This is a genomic window from Bradyrhizobium sp. 23AC (genome assembly GCF_054863025.1).
In genome coordinates this window covers 23,272-40,767 of record NZ_JAVAYN010000017.1, presented here as the reverse complement: position 1 = coordinate 40,767, position 17,496 = coordinate 23,272, and the positions used below count along the sequence as shown (strand labels likewise).

The following is a 17,496-nucleotide window of genomic DNA, read 5'->3' as shown; positions in this document are numbered from 1 at the left end:
GCAGAGATATCTCGCCACATGGGGCCGCACGCGGGTCGGGCTTGCCGGCCGGTCAGCCGTGCCGGCCGCCTTCCAGGTAGGCAGCGCGAATCTCGGGGCGCTGCAACAATTCGGCGCCGGTACCGGCCAGCGTGATCAGGCCATTGACCATGACATAGCCGCGATGGGCGAGCTTGAGGGCGTGGTTGGCGTTCTGCTCGACGATCAGGACGGTCAGGCCGTCCTGCCGGTTCAGGGTGCGGATCGCATCGAAGATCTGGCGCGCGATCAGCGGCGCAAGGCCAAGCGAGGGCTCGTCGAGCAGGAGAAGGCGGGGACGGCTCATCAAGGCGCGGCCGATCGCCAGCATCTGCTGCTCGCCGCCGGACAGCGTTCCGCCGCGCTGGGCGTAGCGTTCCTTCAGGCGCGGAAACAGCGTGAAGACGCGTTGCAGCGTCGCCTCGCGTTCGCCCTCCGTGCATTCGGTGGCATCCGCCCCCATCTGGAGGTTTTCCGCCACGCTCATGCGCGGGAAGACGCGGCGGCCCTCCGGCGATTGCGCGATACGCAAATGCGCGATCTCGTGGGTGGGGACGTCGGTGATGTCGCGGCCTTCATACAGGATCTGGCCGGCGCGGGCGCGCGGCTTGCCGAAGATCGTCATCATCAGCGTCGACTTGCCGGCGCCGTTGGCGCCGATCAGCGCCACGATCTCGCCGGCATTGATCTCGACGTCGACGCCCTTCAGCGCCTCGATCTTGCCGTAGGCGGCGCGCAAGCCCCGAATCGCGAGCAGAGGAGAGGGCGCCGCGGTCACGACCCGCCCTCCATCACGGCTGCCGCCTCTTCCTCGTCGGCGCCGAGATAGGCGGCGATCACCTTGGGATCGTCGCGGACCTCGCGCGGCGTGCCTTCGGCGATCTTGACGCCATGGTCCATCACCACGATGTGGTCGGAGATCTCCATCACCACCGACATGTCATGCTCGATCAGGAGGATCGAGGTGCCGAGCTCGTCGCGGATCGAGAGCAGGAGCTCGCTCAAGGCCGCGCTCTCGCGCGCATTGAGGCCGGCGGCGGGCTCGTCCAGGCACAGAAGCGCGGGCTCGGTGCACATTGCGCGCGCGATTTCGAGCCGGCGCTGGTCGCCATAGGCGAAATTGCCTGCGGCATCGTCGGCGCGGTCGAGCAGATTGACCCGCTTGAGCCAGTCCGTGGCGAGATCAATCGCGCGCTTTTCGGCGTCGCGATAGCCGGGAGCGCCGATCAGGCCGAGGAAGGTGAAGCCGGAGGCGCGCATCAGTGCGTTGTGCTGCGCCACCATCAGGTTTTCCAGCGCGGTCATGCCGGGAAACAGCCGGATGTTCTGGAAGGTGCGGGCCACCTTGGCTTGCTTGGCGATGCGGAAATCGTTCAGCCGCTCCAGCGCGATCGTCCTGCCGCTGTCATGGCTGAGGCGAATGGCGCCGCCGCTCGGTTTGTAGAACCCGGTGATGCAGTTGAAGACGGTGGTCTTGCCGGCGCCGTTCGGCCCGATCAGTGCGGTGATCTTCTTCCGCTCGGCGGCGAAAGAAAGGTCCTGCACGGCAACGATGCCGCCGAAACGCATGGCGAGCCGGTCGACGCTGAGAATCTTGTCGCCGCTCATCCGTGCCCTTCCTTGACGAGGTCGGAGGAGATCGCTTTCGCCTTGGTCAGATACACGGTCGGTGCGCGATGGCCGATCAGGCCGCGCGGCCGCCAGATCATGATCAGCACCATGGCCATGCCGAACACCAGCATGCGATAGCCCTCGAGGCTCCGGAACAGCTCGAAGCCGCCGATCATGGCGAGCGCGGACAGCGCGACGCCGAGCTGCGAACCCATGCCGCCGAGGACGACGATGGCGAGCACCAGCGCTGATTCCTGGAAGGTGAAGGATTCCGGGCTGATGAAGCCCTGCCGGGTGGCGAAGAACGCGCCGGCAAAGCCGCCGAACATCGCACCCGTCGCGAACGCCGTGAGCTTGGTGGTCGTGGTGTTGATGCCGAGCGCGCGGCAGGCGACCTCGTCCTCGCGCAAGGCTTCCCAGGCCCGCCCGATCGGCAGCCGGCGCAGGCGGATCGTCGCCCAGTTGGTGAGCAGCGCCAGCGCCAGGATCAGGTAGAACAGGAAGACGATGCGGTGCGTCGGCGAATATTCGATGCCGAGCCTGGCGGCGAGCCCGTCGTCGCTGTTGTCGAGCGGGATGCCGAAGAAGGTGGGGCGGGGAATGCCGGAGACGCCGTTGGGGCCGCCGGTGAGATCCTGCCAGTTGATGATGACCAAGCGGATGATCTCGCCGAAGGCGAGAGTCACGATGGCGAGATAGTCGCCGCGCAGGCGCAGCACGGGGAAGCCGAGCAGCACGCCCCAGAAGGCGGCGAGGATGCCGGCGAGCGGCAGGCAGATCCAGAACGACCAGCCGAAATTGGTGGCGAGCAGTCCGTAGGAATAGGCGCCGACCGCATAGAAGGCGACATAGCCGAGATCGAGCAGGCCGGCGAGCCCGACCACGACGTTCAATCCCCAGCCCAGCATGACATAGGTGAGCACCAGGATCGCGAGGTCGAGGATGTAGCGCTGGTTATAGAAGATCACCGGCACCAGCAGCGTGAAGATCAGGAGCGCCGGCGCGAGGTAGCGGCCGATGAACGATATGCCGCTCTGCACCGCCGGCGGCACCAGCTTCTCGGCGCCGGTCGGGCCGATCCATTGCCGAAGCAGCTCGATCACGATCGAGCCGCCGAACACGGCGGCGACGATGGACGCGAGATCGCCGAAGCGGGTCCAATAGGTGAGCTGGCCGGAGGAGCCCGCCTCGGTGCGGATGCCGATCATCAGCGAGAACAGCACCAACGCGATCAGCGCATTGACGAAAGCCGTCTTCAGGAGAGCGGGGATGCCAGTTGCAGGTTTGGCCGTGTTGGTCGAGGGAGCTGTCACGCGCGCGACCGTCAGACTTTTTCGACTTCGGGACGGCCGAGCAGGCCGGTCGGCATGAAGATCAGCACCACGATCAGGATCGAGAACGCTGCGACGTCCTTGTACTCGACCGAGAAATAGGCCGACCAGAACGTCTCGATCAGGCCGATCGCGAGACCGCCGAGCATGGCCCCCGGCAGCGAGCCGATGCCGCCGAGCACGGCAGCGGTGAACGCCTTGATGCCGGCGACGAAGCCCATGAAGAAATCGACGAGGCCGTAATAGAGCAGATACATCAGGCCCGCGACCGCGGCGAGCGCGGCACCGATCACGAAGGTCATGGAGATGGTGCGGTCGACGTCGACGCCGAGCAGCGCCGCCATGGTCTGGTCCTGCTCGCAGGCGCGCATGTCGCGTCCGAGCCGGGTGCGCGATACCAGCCAGGTGAAGATCGCCAGCAGCACGATAGTGGTGATCACCACCATGATCTGGATGTTGGAGAGCTGGATCACGAAGCCGTCTGTGCTCTCATGCAGGGTGTAGCCACCGGTGATGAAGGGCGGGATCGGCTTGACGCGCGCGCCTTGCGCGACTTGCGAATAGTTGGTCAGCACGAAGGACATGCCGATTGCCGACAGCATCGGGGCGAGGCGGAAGGAGTGGCGAAGCGGCCGGTAGGCGATGCGCTCGATGGTCCAGCCATAGAGCGCGGTGATCGCCATCGAGACCAGCAGCACGACCAGCAGGATCAGCGGGATCGCGGTCAGTCCGAACGAGATCAGGATCAGGAAGGTGATCAGGGCGATGAAGCCGCCGATCATGAAGACGTCGCCATGGGCGAAGTTGATCATGCCGACGATGCCGTAGACCATCGTGTAGCCGATGGCGATCAGGCCGTAGATCGAGCCCAGAACGAGGCCGTTGATGAGCTGCTGGGCGAAGTAATCCATGGGCTGCCGTACCAAACCTGACGCGGGCTCAAAGGGAGCTCTTAGGAGAGTGGGTTTCTTGGGCCGTTTCTTGGGCCCCGGCAGCCCCTAAGCATTCTTCCGGATTTGTAACAGGAGGGAACTGGCGGCTGCAACAGCTCACGCTCCGGCAAAAGGTCTTGTACAGAGCTCATTTGGCGGCGGTTCCGCAACTGCGAGGAACCGGGTTCCTCGGGCAACCAAAGCGGATGCCGGCCGTTATCTCGCCTCTGACGTCCAACAAGGGAGTTCCCCGAATGACGAAGCAGCAGAATCAGAATCCGGGTCAGCAGAGTCAGAACCCCGGCCAGCGCCCAGGTCAGCAGCCGGGCCAGCAGCAGGGCGGCGGTCAGAAACCCGGACAGCAGCAGCAGAACGATCCGATGCGCCAGGGCGATCGCCCCGGCCAGCAGCAGGGCGGCCAGCAGGACAAGTAATTTGGGAGCCCGAGAACGAAGGGTAGTGAGGAGGGCCCCGCCGCAAGGCGGGGTTCTTTTTTTGGGGCAGTTGCTTGCCGCGTCATTCCGGGATGGCGTGTTGGCACCAAGCCCGGAATCTCGAGATTCTCAGGTGCGCAATTGCGCACCAGCTCAATGCTGCGCATTGCCCCGGAATGACGGGGCAGGGCAGTTAAGGTAAACAAAGGGTTTAAATTGCCGCCACAGTCCGATGCGAGTTAGCTCCCGGCAAAGCCTTCCCAGCGAAGGCGCGTGGTCGATGAAGCGGGAAGCGGCATGTTCAGGAATTGGCGGATCGGCTCAGTCAACGGGGCGCTGCTGGCGGCCTATTTCATTCCGGCCTGGACCATCGTCGCCTTCAACATCATCGTCGCACCGGTGCATGGCCTCTACGAGCGGCCGAGCGTCGCCGTCGCGCTGTTCCTCAGCGACCATCTCCAGATGGCAGGGATGAGCACGGTGCGCGCGGCCTGGCTGCTTGCGCTGGGCCGGCTCACCGTAGTGGCGTTCTTTGCGATCTATCTCGCTCTGCTCTGCGTCCCCCGAATCCGCAAGTCCGGCGGCAGCGACGAGGCGCTCGGGATCGCGCTGGCGATCGGCAGCCTGATCTCGTTTGCCAGCATGGTGATGGCTTCGAAGGTCGGCGAGATGGCCGCACTCCGGCTGCACGCCACCGAACTGCTGCTGCTGCTCGGTGCTGCCATCGTGATCCTGATCGAGCGGCCCGATGCTGCTCCACAGATCGTCGAGACCCCTGCCGAGATCCCTGCGTCGCTAGGTCTTGAGCAGGCCGAGCTCCTGCACAATCGCTGAGGCTTCCTTGACGGCGTGGTTCGCCGCCGGCACGCCGCAATAGATCGCCTGCTGCAGCAGGATTTCCTTGATGTCGTCGGGGGTGAAGCCCCCCTCCGCGAGCGCCGCACGCACATGCAGGCGAAACTCGTCCCATTGCCCGAGTGCGACCATGGTGCCGATCACCAGCACGCGGCGCGTGCGCTCGTCGAAATGCGGCCGCGTCCAGATTTCGCCCCAGGCGTAGCGGGTGATCATGTCCTGGAAGTCGGTGTTGAACGCATTGCGGTTCGCGATCGACTTGTCGACCCAGGCATTGCCCAGCACCTTTCGGCGCACGTTCATGCCGGCATCGCGGCGCTTCTGGTCGTCCATGGTGTCCTCCTCTTTCGTCATTGCGAGCGTAGCGAAGCAATCCAGAAATGTGTCTGCGGAGACAGTCTGGATTGCTTCGTCGCTATGCTCCTCGCAATGACGGCCGTGGTTAGCGCTGCGTCAAAAACCCCACCACCGCGTCGGTGAACGCGTGCGGCTGCTCGACGTTGGAAATATGCGCGGCGTCGATGATGGTCATGCTTGCGCCCGGAATATTCGAGCGGATCAACTCGCCCGCCGAGATCGGCGTCGCCATGTCGTGACGGCCGGCGATTACCAGCGTTGGGCTCTTGATGTCAGGCAGCAGCGCGCGCTGGTCGAGCGTCGACAGCGCCTCGCAGCAGGCGAGGTAGCCTTCCACGGGCGAGGCCAGCAGCATCGACTTCATCTTGGCGGTGATCGCCGGCTCGCGCTCGCGGAAGTCGGCCGTCAGCCATCCCGCGATCACGGCGTCGGCGACCGCCGCGATGCCGCCCTTCTTCACGGCGTCGATGCGCTCCAGCCATTTGGTCGGCTCGGCATAGTAGCAGGAGGTGTTGGCGAGAATGAGCTTGCCGAAGCGCTCCGGCGCGTTGGCGCCGAGCCATTGCCCGACCATGCCGCCCATCGACAGGCCGCACCAATGCACCTTCTCGATGTTGAGGTCGTCGAGGATTGCGAGCACGTCGCGGCCGAACCGCTCCATCGTGTAGGGGCCGGGCGGAACGTTGGACTTGCCGTGGCCGCGGCGGTCGTAGCGGATGACGCGGAACACCTGCGTCAGCACCTTCATCTGAGGCTCCCACATCTGCAGCGTGCAGCCGAGCGAGTTGGAGAGCATCAGCGTCGGCCCGCCGTCGCGGCCCTCGACGGAGACGTTGAGCAGGCAACCGTCGGCATCGATCATGGGCATGCGGCGTCTCCGTCGTATTCTGCGGTTCTTATTCTTGGTCGAGGCTGTCGAGCAGCCGGTCGATCAAGGCTTGGGAAGCCCCTTGATAGGCCATCGGCTCGAACAATGCCGCAATTTTTTCCGGCGAAAGATGCGCAGTGACCTGCGAATCGGCCGTCAGCACCTCGCGCAGATGTTGCTTCTCGGCGACCGCGCGCTTGCTGGCGGTCTCGATGAGATGATGCGCATCGCTCTTGCCGATCTTGTCGGCCAGCGCGAAGGTGACAGCTTCCGCCATGATCAGGCCGTGCGTCGCATCGAGATTGCTGCGCATGCGCGCAGCGTCGACGTCGAGGCCCTCGGCGATGTCGACGATGGCGGCCAGCGCGCCCGATGTGACCAGCATCAATTGCGGCAAGGTCGGCCATTCCGCGTGCCAGGGGCCCGCGCTGCGCTCATGATCCTGCACTTGGGCCGCAAATATCGTCGCGGCAAGCTGCGGAGCCATTGTGGCGGCGCCCAGCGCGCTTGCGGCGGCGACCGGGTTGCGCTTGTGCGGCATCGTCGAGGAGCCGCCGCGGCCTTCGCCGGCGGGCTCGAAGGCCTCCGCGACGTCGGTCTGCATCATCAGCGAAACGTCGCGGGCGATCTTGCCGCAGGTTCCAGCCAGAATAGCGAAAGCCGAAGCGGCCTCCGCGATGCGGTCGCGATGGGTGTGCCAGGGCGCTTCCGGTAGCGGCAGGTTCAGCTCCTGCGCCAGCCGCTCGGCCACTGCCAGCCCCTTGTCGCCGAGGGCCGCCAGTGTGCCGGCGGCGCCGCCGAATTGCAGCGCGAGGCCCTCGCGGGAGAGCCGCCGCAGGCGGCAGCGGGCGCGGGCGAGGCCTGCGGCATATTCGGCCGCCTTGAGCCCGAACGGCATCGGCAGCGCGTGCTGCAGCCAGGTCCGAGCCACCATCGCAGTGTTGCGATGGCTGCGTGCCAGCGCGGCAAAACCCTTGATGGCGCGGCTGAGATCGGCGTCCAGCGCATCGAGGCCGGCGCGAAGCGTGAGCATGGTCGCGGTGTCGATGACATCCTGGCTCGTTGCGCCCCAATGCACGTAGCGCGCGGCCTCGGTGTCGGCCCTGCCGACATTGGCGGTCAGCATCTTGACCAGGGGAATCGCCAGATTGCCCGATCGCGTCGCGGCCTCTGCCAGCGCCGCCATGTCGAAGGAATCGGCCTTGCACGCGGCCTCGATCGAGCCCACCGCAAAGGCCGGAATCACATCCGTGGCGGCCTCCGCGCGTGCCAGGGCTGCCTCGAAATCGAGCATGTTCTGCAGGGTCGAGCGGTCATCGCAGACCGCGCGCATGGCGGCGCTCGACAGCATCGGTGCGAGCAGGGGGGAGAGGGAAGTGCTCATATTGCGCGCGACCTAATCATCATGGCCCGGCTGTGCCAATCCCCAACCGCCCGCACACGTCTTTTTGCAGTTGCGAATATGCATTGCACGCCACCGGGCACCGCCCTTTCCTTTGCCGCGTCCCTGCGTTACTTGATCAGCACAATAGTTACGCGATCCGGGAGGCACCTCATGGCCATGACGATGAACGGCGAAGTCCAGCTTGCGGCGTCCCGTGAGGCCGTGTGGGCCAAGCTCAACGATCCCGAGGTGCTGAAGGCCTGCATCCCCGGCTGCGAGGAGCTGGAGAAGACCGACGACGGCGGCTTTCGCGCAACGGCGAAAATGAAGGTCGGCCCGGTGTCGGCACGCTTCAAGGGCAAGGTCACGCTCTCCGATCTCGACCCGCCGAACGGCTATAAGATATCGGGTGAGGGCGAGGGCGGGGTCGCCGGTTTCGCCAAGGGTGGCGCGGTGGTCAAGCTGGCGGAGAAGGACGGCGGCACGCTGCTGTCCTACGATGTCGAGGCGCAGATCGGCGGCAAGTTGGCGCAGCTCGGCCAGCGCCTCATCAACGGCGCCGCCAAGAAACTCGCTGACGAATTTTTCGCGAACTTCGCCAAGGCGGTACAGGGCTGAAGGTCATCGCCTTCGGCATGGCACCTTGCGTCCCGGGCGATGTTGCCCCGGAGCATAATGGCCCATATGATGGGTTGGAATAATTATAAGAACCGCTTCGACGGGACCCGTCGGGGCGCTGATAGAGAGTGCTTATGGCAAAAATCTCCCTCATCGTGAACGGCAATCCAGTCACCGCCAACGTCGATCCCCGCACCCTCCTGGTGCAGTTTTTGCGCGAGAATCTGCGCCTGACCGGCACCCATGTCGGCTGCGACACCTCGCAGTGCGGCGCCTGTGTCGTGCATGTCGACGGCAAGGCCGTGAAATCCTGCACCACGCTGGCAGTGATGGCCGACGGCCACGAGGTCAAGACGATCGAGGGGCTGGCCGCAGACGGCGCGCCGCTGCATCCGATGCAGGAGGCCTTCCGCGAGCACCACGGCCTGCAGTGCGGCTTCTGCACGCCGGGCATGATCATGACCGCGATAGACATCGTGCACCGCAAGGGCAACGAGCTCGACGATCATACGATCCGGGAAGAACTAGAAGGCAATCTCTGCCGCTGCACCGGCTACCAGAACATTGTCGCCTCGATCTCCGCCGGCGCCAAGGCGATGGCGAAATCCGACCTCGCGTAACGCGCATCCCGCGATCAGGACATTCAGATGTACGAATTCAAATATCATCGCCCCGGGACCGTGCGGCAGGCCGCCAACCTCCTGGTGAAGAACGAAGACGCCAAGGTGATCGCCGGCGGCCACACGCTGATTCCCGTCATGAAGCAGCGCCTCGCCAGCCCCCCGCATCTGGTCGACCTCTCCCACATCGAGGGGCTCAATACGATCGAGATGAAGGGCCGTTCGCTGGTGATCGGCGCCACCGCCAAGCACGCCGAGGTCGCGACGTCCGCCATCGTCGGAGAGGCGATCCCGGCGCTCGCGAATCTTGCCGGCGGAATCGGCGATCCCGCCGTACGTCACAAGGGCACGATCGGCGGCTCGCTCGCCAACAACGACCCGACCGCGGACTATCCGGCCGCCGTGCTCGCGCTGGGCGCGACCATCGTCACCAACAAGCGTCGCCTCAAGGCCGAAGAGTATTTCCAGGGCCTGTTCTCGACCGCGCTGGAAGCCGACGAGATCATCACCAAGGTGATGTTCCCGCTGCCGAAGAAGGCGGCCTACGTCAAGTTCCGCAACCAGGCCTCGCGCTATGCGCTGGTTGGCGTGTTCGTCGCGCGGCGTCCGTCCGACGTGCGGGTTGCCGTCACCGGCGCCGGCTCCGAAGGCGTGTTCCGCGTCACTGCGTTCGAGGAAGCCCTCAAGAAGCGCTTCGCCGCGAAGGCGCTTGACGGCATCGAGGTGCCGGCCGAGGGCCTCAACAGCGATATCCACGGCAGCGCCGAATACCGCGCGCACCTCATCGGCGTGCTGACGCGGCGCGCCGTCGACGCCGCCAACGCCAAGGAGTGAGGTGACCTCACGCCTCGGCCCAAACTTGTCCCCGGTGAGGGCGTAGCGAGACTGGCTTTTTCATGACTTCAGCGGCCAATACTTCCGGGGCCTTGCCGGCATCGGTCGATGCGATGCTCGAACTCCTGACGTCGCGCGGCTACCTCGCGGAGCGGTCGCTGGCGACGGTGACGTACCTCTCGCTGCGCATGGGCCGGCCGCTGTTCCTGGAAGGCGAGGCCGGCGTCGGCAAGACCGAGATCGCCAAGGTCCTGTCCGCTGCGCTCGGGCGGAAGCTGATCCGCCTGCAGTGCTACGAAGGCCTCGACGTCTCCTCCGCGGTCTATGAGTGGAATAGCGCCGCGCAGATGATCGCGATCCGGATGGCGGAAGCCGCCGGCGACACCGATCGCGACCAGCTCTCGAGCGACATCTTCGCCGACCGTTACATGATCAAGCGGCCGCTGCTCCAGGCGCTGGAGCCCGACGTTGCGGGACCACCGGTTCTGCTGATCGACGAACTCGATCGCGCCGACGAGGCGTTCGAGGCCTACCTGCTCGAAATCCTCAGCGACTTCCAGGTGACGATCCCGGAGTTCGGCACCGTCAAGGCGCCAAGCCCGCCGATCGTCATCATCACCTCCAACCGGACCCGCGAGATCCACGACGCGCTGAAGCGGCGCTGTCTCTATCACTGGGTCGATTATCCCGCCGCCGAGCGCGAGCTCGCGATCGTCAAGTCGCGCGTGCCGGGCATTTCCGCAAAGCTGTCGCAGCAGGTCGTGCGCTTCGTCCAGGCACTGCGCAACCAGGATTTCTACAAATCGCCCGGCGTCGCCGAGACCATCGACTGGGCCACCGCGCTGTCGGAGTTAGATGCCCGCTCGCTGACCCCGCAAGTGGTCGGCGATACGCTGGGCGCGCTGCTCAAGTACCAGGACGACATTACCCGGATGCAGGGCGACACCCTGCAGAAGGTGCTGAAGGAAGCGACGAGCGAGAATTGACGCGCGTCACTTGAGTTCGTCATTCCGGGGCGCGCGTCAGCGCCAACTCCGGTGCGCAGTCGCGCACCTGAGAATCTCGCGCTGCAATCTCTGGATTCCGGATTCGTCGCTGCGCGACGCCCCGGAATGACGGAGCGAGGATAGACCATGGCCATCAACCACCTAGCGCCCGAGCAGACCGAGCAATTCGCCGACAACATCGTCGGCTTCGCCCGCGCGCTGCGCTCTGCGGGCATGCCGGTCGGGCCGGGCGCTGTCATCGACGCCATGAGCGCGCTCCAGGTGATCGACATCGGCAACCGCGCCGATGTCTTCACCACGCTGGAGGCGATCTTCGTCAAGCGTCATGAGCACGCGCTGATCTTCAAGCAGGCCTTCAACCTGTTCTTCCGCGCCTCGGAAGAATGGAAGCACATGCTGGATTCGGTGCCGCTGCCGGACGAGGCCAAGAAGAAGCCGCAGGCCGGCTCCCGCCGCGTGCAGGAGGCGATGTCGCAGCCGCGCATGACCGAGACGCCGCAGCACCAGGAGCAGGATCTGCGCCTGTCGGTGTCCGACAGGGAGATTCTTCAGAAGAAGGATTTTGCGCAGATGAGCGCCGCCGAGATCAGCGAGGCGCTGCGTGCGGTCGAGCGGATGCATCTGCCGCAGGCCGAGCTTCTGACGCGCCGGCACCGGCCTGATGCGCGCGGGCTTCGCCTTGACCTCCGCCGCACGCTGCGCGCCTCCTTGCGCACCGGCGGCGACATCATCGACATCCATCGTCTCGGGCGGATCGAGAAGCCGGCGCCGATCGTGGCGCTGCTCGATATCTCGGGCTCGATGAGCGAGTACACCCGCCTGTTCCTGCATTTCCTCCATGCCATCGGCGATGCGCGTAAGCGCGTCTCGGTGTTCCTGTTCGGCACCCGGTTGACCAACGTCACCCGTGCGCTGCGCCAGCGCGATCCGGACGAGGCGCTGGCGAGCTGCTCGGCCTCGGTCGAGGACTGGGCTGGCGGTACGCGGATCTCGGCCTCGCTGCACAACTTCAACAAATTGTGGGCGCGGCGGGTGCTGAGCCAGGGCGCCATCGTGCTGCTGATCTCGGACGGGCTGGAGCGGGAAGCGGATTCCAGGCTCGCCTTCGAGATGGACCGGCTGCACCGCTCGTGCCGGCGCCTGATCTGGCTCAACCCGCTGCTGCGGTTCGGCGGCTTCGAGGCCAAGGCCCAGGGCATCAAAATGATGCTCCCGCACGTTGACGAATTCCGCCCGGTACATAATTTGAGTTCGATCCAGGAGCTGATCACGACGCTCTCCCGGCCGCTGCCGCCGCATCACCGCAGCCTGATCCGCTCCGCAGCTTGAGAGGCACCCCATGCTCGATCGCGACGAGGATATTCTGAAGGCGGCGGAGGACTGGCAGAAGGCCGGCCGTGGCGTCGCGCTCGCCACCGTGGTGGAGACCTGGGGCTCGGCGCCGCGCCCGGCGGGCTCTAGCCTCGTCATCAACGACGAAGGCACGTTCCTGGGTTCGGTCTCCGGCGGCTGCGTCGAGGGCGCCGTGGTCACCGAGGCCATGGACGTGATCCAGAGCGGCAAGCCGAGGATGCTGGAGTTCGGCGTCGCCGACGAGACCGCCTGGAATGTCGGGCTGTCCTGCGGCGGCACCATCCGCGTCTTCGTCGAGAAGGTCGGTTAGCCGTGAAGCTCGCAATCCTGCACGAACTCAATGCCGAGCGCGCCGCGCGCCGGCCGGTGATCCTGGTGACCGACACCGAGAGCGGCGAGCAGCGCCTGGTGAAGGCGAAGGATTTTGCAAAAGATTCCTTGCGCGCCGAACTCGACAAGCAACTCCGCATGGGCAAGAGCGCCAATGTCGAGGCCGGCGGCAAGAAGCTGTTCCTCAACGTCTACGCACCGACAGCAAAACTCGTCATCGTCGGCGCGGTCCATATCAGCCAGGCCTTGGCGCCGCTGGCGCGCTCGCTCGGCTATGACGTGACCGTCGTGGATCCGCGCACGGCGTTCGCCAGCCCCGAGCGCTTTCCCGACGTTCCGCTGGTGGCCGAATGGCCGGAGACCGCGCTGCCGCCGCTCAATGTCGATGCCTACACCGCCTTCGTCGCGGTGACCCACGACCCCAAGATCGACGACCCTGCGCTGCTGCACGCCTTCGAGCGCGGCTGCTTCTATATCGGCGCGCTCGGCTCGCGGAAGACGCACGCCAAGCGCGGCGACCGGCTGCGGGCGCAGGGCGCCAAGGAAAGCGACATCGCGCGCATTCACGCGCCCATTGGCCTCGCGATCGGCGCGGTCTCCCCGTCCGAGATCGCGGTGTCGATCATGGCGGAGATCACCGCGGTGCTCCGCCTGCCACCCAAAGAAAAAGAAGAAGCGGCATGAAGTTCGGCCCGGCGAGCCCCAAGGATGCAATCGGCGGGGTGACCGTCCACACCCTGCGGCAGGGACCGCTGGTGCTGAAGAAGGGCACGACGATCGGGCCTGCCGAGGTCGAGCAGCTCACGCGCGCCGGCATCAAGGACATCGTCGTGGTGCGCATGGAGGCGGGCGACGTCTCCGAGGACGTTGCGGCCGCCGGCATCGCGCTGGCCATCGGCGGTGAGGGCATTCATGTCGAGCGCGCCTTCACCGGCCGCGCCAATCTGTTCGCCGCACGTCCAGGTGTGTTGGTGATCGACCGCGCCGCGGTCGACCGCATCAACAACATCGACGAAGCCATCACCTTTGCGACGCTCTCGGCCTACAAGCCGGTGGTCGAGGGCGAAATGGTCGGCACCGTCAAAATCATCCCGTTCGGCGTCGAAGGCAGTTTGCGCGATGCCGCGGTGAAGGCCGCCGGCAAGGACGTGCTGAAGATCGCACCTTACGTGATCCAGCGCGTCGGCGTGGTCTCGACGCTGCTGCCGGGCCTGTCATCCAAGGTGATCGACAAGACGCTGCGCGTCACGGCGGAGCGGCTCGCACCGGCCGGTGCCAGCATCATCGCCGAGCGGCGCGTCCAGCACGACGAAGCCGCGCTGTCGGCGGCGATCAAGGAATTGCTCGGGCTCGGTGCTGAGCTCGTCATCGTGTTCGGGGCCTCCGCGATCGCCGATCGCCGCGATGTGATCCCGGCGGCCGTCACGGGGATCGGCGGCGAGATCGAGCATTTCGGCATGCCGGTCGATCCCGGCAATCTCTTGCTGATCGCGCGGGCCGGCGACGTTCCGGTGCTGGGCGCACCGGGCTGTGCGCGCTCGCCGGTCGAGAACGGTTTTGACTGGGTCTTGATGCGGCTCCTCGCCGGCATCAAGGTGACGCGCTCCGAGCTGATGGGCATGGGCGTCGGGGGCCTCCTGATGGAGATCGTGACGCGGCCGCAGCCGCGCGCACAGCCCGAGACCGAAGGCAACAGCCAGGTCGCCGCCATCGTGCTCGCTGCGGGCCGTTCGACCCGGATGGGAGGGCCAAACAAGCTGCTCGCCGAACTCGACGGCAAGAAGCTGGTGCGAATCGCGACCGAACAGGCGCTGGCCTCAAAAGCATCCGAGGTGATAGTGGTCACCGGCCACCAGACCGAGCTGGTCGAGCAGGCGCTGCAGGGCCTGAAAGTGCGGTTCGTCAGGAATCCGGATTTTGCCGGCGGGATCGCCAGTTCGGTCAAGGCCGGCATCGCTGCCGTCCCCGAAACGTGCGACGGCGCCGTGGTGTGCCTGGGCGACATGCCGCTGATCGATGCCGGCCTGATCGATCGTCTCATCGACGGCTTCGCGCCGGACCGCGGCAATCTCATCGTCGTGCCCGTGAGCGAGGGCCGCCGCGGCAATCCCGTGCTGTGGTCGCGCCGCTTCTTCAGGGAGTTGATGACGCTCGACGGCGACGTCGGCGCGCGGCATCTGATCGCCAAGCACACCGAGGCAGTTGCCGAAGTACCGGTCGATGGCGAGAGCGCCTTCCTCGATATCGACACGCCGCAGGCCTTGGAAGCGGCAAGGCGGGGATAAAGGTGCCGTAGGGTGGGCAAAGGCGCATAGCGCCGTGCCCACGATGTCTCCCCCCGCAATCTACAAATCGTGGGCACGCTTCGCTTTGCCCACCCTACGGCACCTCCTATTCGGTTCGATTTCAACCACCCGTTCACCATCTGGAAACAACCGCCGCTTAGAGTCGCCTCCACCTGCCTTGGGGGGAGGGGATTTTCCATGGCTTCGAACGTCGTCGCGCGCCGTTGCGCGATGTTTTGCTTTGTCTTGTCAGTTGCCGTCACGGGCGCCCGCTACATCACCGAAGCCCATGCCGCCGGCGCGATTGCAGTCGGCAAATGCGGCGCTTATGGCCAGGCCTTTGATTACGGCCACGAGCACGAGGCGCGTGCCGCGGCGCAGAAGCAGTGCAAGGGCGATTGCACGACCGTGACGATGAAGCGCGCCTGCGCTGCGATGTCGGTCGATCTCGCCAACCCCTGCGGTGCGTATGGCTATGCCATCAAGCCGAAGATCTCGGCCTCGCTCAACGCCGCCACGCGCGAATGCTACAAATACGGCGGCAAGGAATGCGTGATCCGCGCCTGGGCCTGCGACGCCAAGGGTTGATTCCTCTTGCCGTCATTCCGGGGCGATGCATAGCATCACCCGCAACTCAGGAATGATAGTGGAAGGAACAGATGCAGTTCGACACCAAGATCGCGGTCGTGATCCGCACCGATCTTCAGGCTTGGCAGAAGCTCAACGTTGCGTCCTTCCTCACCAGCGGCATTGCCGCGGCTTTTCCGGAATGCATTGGCGATGCCTATGAAGACGCCTCAGGCACGAACTATCACGCACTGATTGGCCAGCCGATCCTGATCTACGGCGCCGACGGGCCGGCACTATCGCGCGCGCTGGACCGTGCGCTCGCGCGCAACGTCAAGCCGGCGGTCTATACCGAGGACATGTTCAGCACCACGCACGATGCTGCCAACCGCGAGACAGTGAGGGCCGTGGCGCGCAACGATCTCAATCTCGTTGGCATCGCCATGCGCGCCGAGCGCAAGGTGATCGACAAGATCGTCGACGGCCTGAAGTTCCATAGCTGACACGCCGACATCGGCGCGGCGTCATCGTGGTGTCATGATGGGGCGGGCCCTGCGCAAACTTTGTGCTGTTTGACGCCCATCAAAGGAGCGCCGCGCGGCGTCGTTATTCTGCTCCAAAGTGCACAGGAGCAGACCGATGCCGACCATGAAAGCCGCAGTCGTCAAGCAATTCGGCAAGCCGCTGGTGATCGAGGACGTGCCGGTGCCGCAGCCCGGTCCCGGCGAGATTCTGGTCAAGGTGAAGGCCTGCGGCGTCTGTCACACCGATCTGCATGCGGCCTCCGGCGACTGGCCGGTGAAGCCGGTACCGCCCTTCATTCCCGGCCACGAGGCCGCCGGTACCGTCGCCGCGCTCGGGCCCGGCGTGAAGAATCTGAAAGTGGGAGATGCTGTCGGCGTCGCCTGGCTGCACGATGCCTGCATGTCGTGCGAATATTGCGAGACCGGCTGGGAGACCCTGTGCGAGCACCAGCACAACACCGGCTACAGCGTGAACGGCGGCTTCGCCGAATATGTCATCGCCTCGGCCGCCTTCGCCGCAAAGCTGCCGGCGACGGTCGATTTCGCCGCCATCGCGCCGATCCTGTGCGCCGGCGTCACCACCTACAAGGGACTGAAGGAGACGGAGGCCAGGCCCGGCGAGTGGGTGGTGATCTCAGGCGTCGGCGGGCTCGGCCATGTCGCGATCCAGTACGCCAAGGCGATGGGGCTCAAGGTCGCCGCCGTCGACATCGCCGAGGACAAGCTGGAGCTGGCGCGCGAAACCGGCGCCGATCTCGCGGTCAATGCCCTTACTGCTGGTGCGGTCGACCAGGTTCTTGCGGCAACCGGCGGCGGGGCCCACGGCGTGCTGGTGACGGCGGTCTCGACCGCCGCGTTCGCCCAGGCGCTCAAGATGGTGCGCCGGAAGGGCACCGTCAGCCTCGTCGGCCTGCCGCCGGGCGAATTCCCGACGCCGATCTTCGACGTCGTGCTTAAGCGCATCACGGTGCGCGGCTCCATCGTCGGCACGAGGCGCGACCTCGACGAAGCCGTCGCATTCGCCACGGATGGCAAGGTGAAGGCCGAGGTGACGAAGGTGCCGCTCGCGCAGATCAACGACGTCTTCGAGCGGATGAAGGCCGGCAAGATCGACGGCCGCATGGTGCTGGATTTCGGCTAGCGCCTCATCCAGGCGGCATGCCTTCGAACTTTACCAGGCTGGGATCGAGGCGATCCCAGTCATGGCCGCGCGCGGCGAAAGTGACCGCCTGCGGCTTGTAGCGGGCAGGCTGGTCGAGGCTCGCAGCGCGGATTGTGAAAACATCGGGCTGTGCCGCGAAGGTCATGTACACAGGCACGCCGCACTGCGTGCAGAAGCCGCGCGTCTTCACGTTGCCGCTGTCGGCGACCATATCCCAATGCTTCGCCTCGCCGGTTAGCGTGACGCCGGCACGCGCGAACGTCGCGTATGAGCCATGCGCACTGCCGCTTTCCCGCTGGCAGTCCCGGCACTGACAATGATTGCTGAACAGAGGCTCGCCGGCAATCGAATAGCGGATCGCGCCGCAGGCGCAGCCGCCGGTATAGGGCTTATCCATCGTGATGCT

21 protein-coding genes are annotated in these 17,496 nt (G+C 65.6%); 13 read left to right on the top strand and 8 right to left on the bottom strand.

The window, feature by feature from the left end:
* Nucleotides 1-52: 52 nt before the first annotated feature.
* From RAD10_RS30465 to RAD10_RS30450, 4 genes are read right to left on the bottom strand one after another with little or no spacing between them, the layout of a single operon-like run.
* Entirely contained in the window at nucleotides 53-796 is a 744-nt protein-coding gene (locus RAD10_RS30465) for an ABC transporter ATP-binding protein (protein ID WP_026201689.1), read from the bottom strand.
* Nucleotides 793-1,626 carry an ABC transporter ATP-binding protein gene (locus RAD10_RS30460; RefSeq protein WP_461620390.1) on the bottom strand — a complete coding sequence of 278 codons (834 nt, stop codon included), beginning with the start codon at nucleotides 1,624-1,626 and terminating at the stop codon, nucleotides 793-795. The genes RAD10_RS30465 and RAD10_RS30460 overlap by 4 nt, the downstream gene beginning before the upstream one ends.
* A complete protein-coding gene (gene livM / locus RAD10_RS30455; RefSeq protein WP_461620389.1) occupies nucleotides 1,623-2,942 on the bottom strand; it encodes a high-affinity branched-chain amino acid ABC transporter permease LivM in 1,320 nt (439 codons plus the stop codon). The genes RAD10_RS30460 and livM overlap by 4 nt, the downstream gene beginning before the upstream one ends.
* Before the next feature lie 11 nt (nucleotides 2,943-2,953).
* Complete coding sequence (locus tag RAD10_RS30450; protein ID WP_028142895.1) at nucleotides 2,954-3,871, bottom strand: ABC transporter permease subunit; 918 nt, start codon at nucleotides 3,869-3,871, stop codon at nucleotides 2,954-2,956.
* A gap of 275 nt (nucleotides 3,872-4,146) precedes the next feature.
* Between RAD10_RS30450 and RAD10_RS30445 the strand changes: the two genes are divergently transcribed.
* Both RAD10_RS30445 and RAD10_RS30440 read left to right on the top strand, forming a co-directional pair.
* Nucleotides 4,147-4,326, top strand: coding sequence for a hypothetical protein (locus tag RAD10_RS30445; RefSeq protein WP_461620388.1), 180 nt, complete (start codon nucleotides 4,147-4,149; stop codon nucleotides 4,324-4,326).
* 297 nt (nucleotides 4,327-4,623) lie between these two features.
* The gene (locus RAD10_RS30440) at nucleotides 4,624-5,160 is read left to right on the top strand and encodes a hypothetical protein (RefSeq protein ID WP_026201688.1); all 537 of its coding nucleotides are present in this window, start codon (nucleotides 4,624-4,626) and stop codon (nucleotides 5,158-5,160) included.
* Here the strand turns inward: RAD10_RS30440 and RAD10_RS30435 are convergent.
* The 3 genes from RAD10_RS30435 to RAD10_RS30425 form a co-directional block, all read right to left on the bottom strand.
* Nucleotides 5,122-5,514, bottom strand: a complete 393-nt coding sequence (locus RAD10_RS30435) for a carboxymuconolactone decarboxylase family protein (RefSeq protein WP_028142897.1) — start codon at nucleotides 5,512-5,514, stop codon at nucleotides 5,122-5,124. The genes RAD10_RS30440 and RAD10_RS30435 overlap by 39 nt on opposite strands.
* A 109-nt stretch (nucleotides 5,515-5,623) precedes the next feature.
* The gene (gene pcaD / locus RAD10_RS30430; RefSeq protein ID WP_461620387.1) at nucleotides 5,624-6,406 is read right to left on the bottom strand and encodes a 3-oxoadipate enol-lactonase; all 783 of its coding nucleotides are present in this window, start codon (nucleotides 6,404-6,406) and stop codon (nucleotides 5,624-5,626) included.
* Between the two features lie 28 nt (nucleotides 6,407-6,434).
* Nucleotides 6,435-7,790, bottom strand: coding sequence for a 3-carboxy-cis,cis-muconate cycloisomerase (locus tag RAD10_RS30425; protein WP_461620386.1), 1,356 nt, complete (start codon nucleotides 7,788-7,790; stop codon nucleotides 6,435-6,437).
* 171 nt (nucleotides 7,791-7,961) lie between these two features.
* On the opposite strand from RAD10_RS30425, the gene RAD10_RS30420 reads away from it, so the two are divergent.
* The 11 genes from RAD10_RS30420 (at nucleotide 7,962) to adhP (ending at nucleotide 17,069) form a co-directional block, all read left to right on the top strand.
* A complete protein-coding gene (locus RAD10_RS30420; RefSeq protein ID WP_461620385.1) occupies nucleotides 7,962-8,408 on the top strand; it encodes an SRPBCC family protein in 447 nt (148 codons plus the stop codon).
* A 134-nt stretch (nucleotides 8,409-8,542) separates the two neighbouring features.
* Nucleotides 8,543-9,028: a (2Fe-2S)-binding protein gene (locus RAD10_RS30415; protein ID WP_026201687.1), complete on the top strand. Its 486-nt coding sequence runs from the start codon at nucleotides 8,543-8,545 to the stop codon at nucleotides 9,026-9,028.
* Nucleotides 9,029-9,055: 27 nt separating this feature from the next.
* Complete coding sequence (locus RAD10_RS30410; protein ID WP_028142902.1) at nucleotides 9,056-9,862, top strand: FAD binding domain-containing protein; 807 nt, start codon at nucleotides 9,056-9,058, stop codon at nucleotides 9,860-9,862.
* A gap of 62 nt (nucleotides 9,863-9,924) precedes the next feature.
* Entirely contained in the window at nucleotides 9,925-10,848 is a 924-nt protein-coding gene (locus RAD10_RS30405; protein WP_461620384.1) for an AAA family ATPase, read from the top strand.
* 147 nt (nucleotides 10,849-10,995) lie between these two features.
* A complete protein-coding gene (locus RAD10_RS30400) occupies nucleotides 10,996-12,198 on the top strand; it encodes a vWA domain-containing protein (RefSeq protein WP_461620383.1) in 1,203 nt (400 codons plus the stop codon).
* A 10-nt stretch (nucleotides 12,199-12,208) separates the two neighbouring features.
* Entirely contained in the window at nucleotides 12,209-12,532 is a 324-nt protein-coding gene (locus RAD10_RS30395; RefSeq protein ID WP_007602422.1) for an XdhC family protein, read from the top strand.
* Nucleotides 12,533-12,534: 2 nt separating this feature from the next.
* A complete protein-coding gene (locus RAD10_RS30390) occupies nucleotides 12,535-13,236 on the top strand; it encodes an XdhC family protein (protein ID WP_461620382.1) in 702 nt (233 codons plus the stop codon).
* Nucleotides 13,233-14,837: an NTP transferase domain-containing protein gene (locus RAD10_RS30385; protein WP_461620381.1), complete on the top strand. Its 1,605-nt coding sequence runs from the start codon at nucleotides 13,233-13,235 to the stop codon at nucleotides 14,835-14,837. Before RAD10_RS30390 ends, RAD10_RS30385 begins: the two co-directional genes overlap by 4 nt.
* 198 nt (nucleotides 14,838-15,035) lie before the next feature.
* Nucleotides 15,036-15,425, top strand: coding sequence for a DUF4189 domain-containing protein (locus RAD10_RS30380; protein WP_461620380.1), 390 nt, complete (start codon nucleotides 15,036-15,038; stop codon nucleotides 15,423-15,425).
* Nucleotides 15,426-15,496: 71 nt separating this feature from the next.
* A complete protein-coding gene (locus RAD10_RS30375) occupies nucleotides 15,497-15,907 on the top strand; it encodes a DUF2000 family protein (RefSeq protein WP_461620379.1) in 411 nt (136 codons plus the stop codon).
* Nucleotides 15,908-16,043: 136 nt separating this feature from the next.
* On the top strand, nucleotides 16,044-17,069 hold the full coding sequence (gene adhP / locus RAD10_RS30370; protein WP_028142909.1) for an alcohol dehydrogenase AdhP: 1,026 nt from the start codon (nucleotides 16,044-16,046) through the stop codon (nucleotides 17,067-17,069).
* Nucleotides 17,070-17,073: 4 nt separating this feature from the next.
* Here the strand turns inward: adhP and RAD10_RS30365 are convergent, their stop codons facing one another.
* Complete coding sequence (locus tag RAD10_RS30365) at nucleotides 17,074-17,487, bottom strand: GFA family protein (RefSeq protein WP_461620378.1); 414 nt, start codon at nucleotides 17,485-17,487, stop codon at nucleotides 17,074-17,076.
* Nucleotides 17,488-17,496: the final 9 nt, after the last annotated feature.

Bases quoted from the DNA above. Each gene is read 5' to 3' on its own strand.
- RAD10_RS30460 (WP_461620390.1), bottom strand. From the start codon at position 1,626: ATGAGCGGCGACAAGATTCTCAGCGTCGACCGGCTCGCCATGCGTTTC.
- RAD10_RS30450 (WP_028142895.1), bottom strand. From the start codon at position 3,871: ATGGATTACTTCGCCCAGCAGCTCATCAACGGCCTCGTTCTGGGCTCG.
- RAD10_RS30445 (WP_461620388.1), top strand. From the start codon at position 4,147: ATGACGAAGCAGCAGAATCAGAATCCGGGTCAGCAGAGTCAGAACCCC.
- RAD10_RS30440 (WP_026201688.1), top strand. From the start codon at position 4,624: ATGTTCAGGAATTGGCGGATCGGCTCAGTCAACGGGGCGCTGCTGGCG.
- RAD10_RS30435 (WP_028142897.1), bottom strand. From the start codon at position 5,514: ATGGACGACCAGAAGCGCCGCGATGCCGGCATGAACGTGCGCCGAAAG.
- pcaD (WP_461620387.1), bottom strand. From the start codon at position 6,406: ATGCCCATGATCGATGCCGACGGTTGCCTGCTCAACGTCTCCGTCGAG.
- RAD10_RS30425 (WP_461620386.1), bottom strand. From the start codon at position 7,790: ATGAGCACTTCCCTCTCCCCCCTGCTCGCACCGATGCTGTCGAGCGCC.
- RAD10_RS30420 (WP_461620385.1), top strand. From the start codon at position 7,962: ATGGCCATGACGATGAACGGCGAAGTCCAGCTTGCGGCGTCCCGTGAG.
- RAD10_RS30415 (WP_026201687.1), top strand. From the start codon at position 8,543: ATGGCAAAAATCTCCCTCATCGTGAACGGCAATCCAGTCACCGCCAAC.
- RAD10_RS30410 (WP_028142902.1), top strand. From the start codon at position 9,056: ATGTACGAATTCAAATATCATCGCCCCGGGACCGTGCGGCAGGCCGCC.
- RAD10_RS30405 (WP_461620384.1), top strand. From the start codon at position 9,925: ATGACTTCAGCGGCCAATACTTCCGGGGCCTTGCCGGCATCGGTCGAT.
- RAD10_RS30400 (WP_461620383.1), top strand. From the start codon at position 10,996: ATGGCCATCAACCACCTAGCGCCCGAGCAGACCGAGCAATTCGCCGAC.
- RAD10_RS30395 (WP_007602422.1), top strand. From the start codon at position 12,209: ATGCTCGATCGCGACGAGGATATTCTGAAGGCGGCGGAGGACTGGCAG.
- RAD10_RS30385 (WP_461620381.1), top strand. From the start codon at position 13,233: ATGAAGTTCGGCCCGGCGAGCCCCAAGGATGCAATCGGCGGGGTGACC.
- RAD10_RS30380 (WP_461620380.1), top strand. From the start codon at position 15,036: ATGGCTTCGAACGTCGTCGCGCGCCGTTGCGCGATGTTTTGCTTTGTC.
- RAD10_RS30375 (WP_461620379.1), top strand. From the start codon at position 15,497: ATGCAGTTCGACACCAAGATCGCGGTCGTGATCCGCACCGATCTTCAG.
- adhP (WP_028142909.1), top strand. From the start codon at position 16,044: ATGCCGACCATGAAAGCCGCAGTCGTCAAGCAATTCGGCAAGCCGCTG.
- RAD10_RS30365 (WP_461620378.1), bottom strand. From the start codon at position 17,487: ATGGATAAGCCCTATACCGGCGGCTGCGCCTGCGGCGCGATCCGCTAT.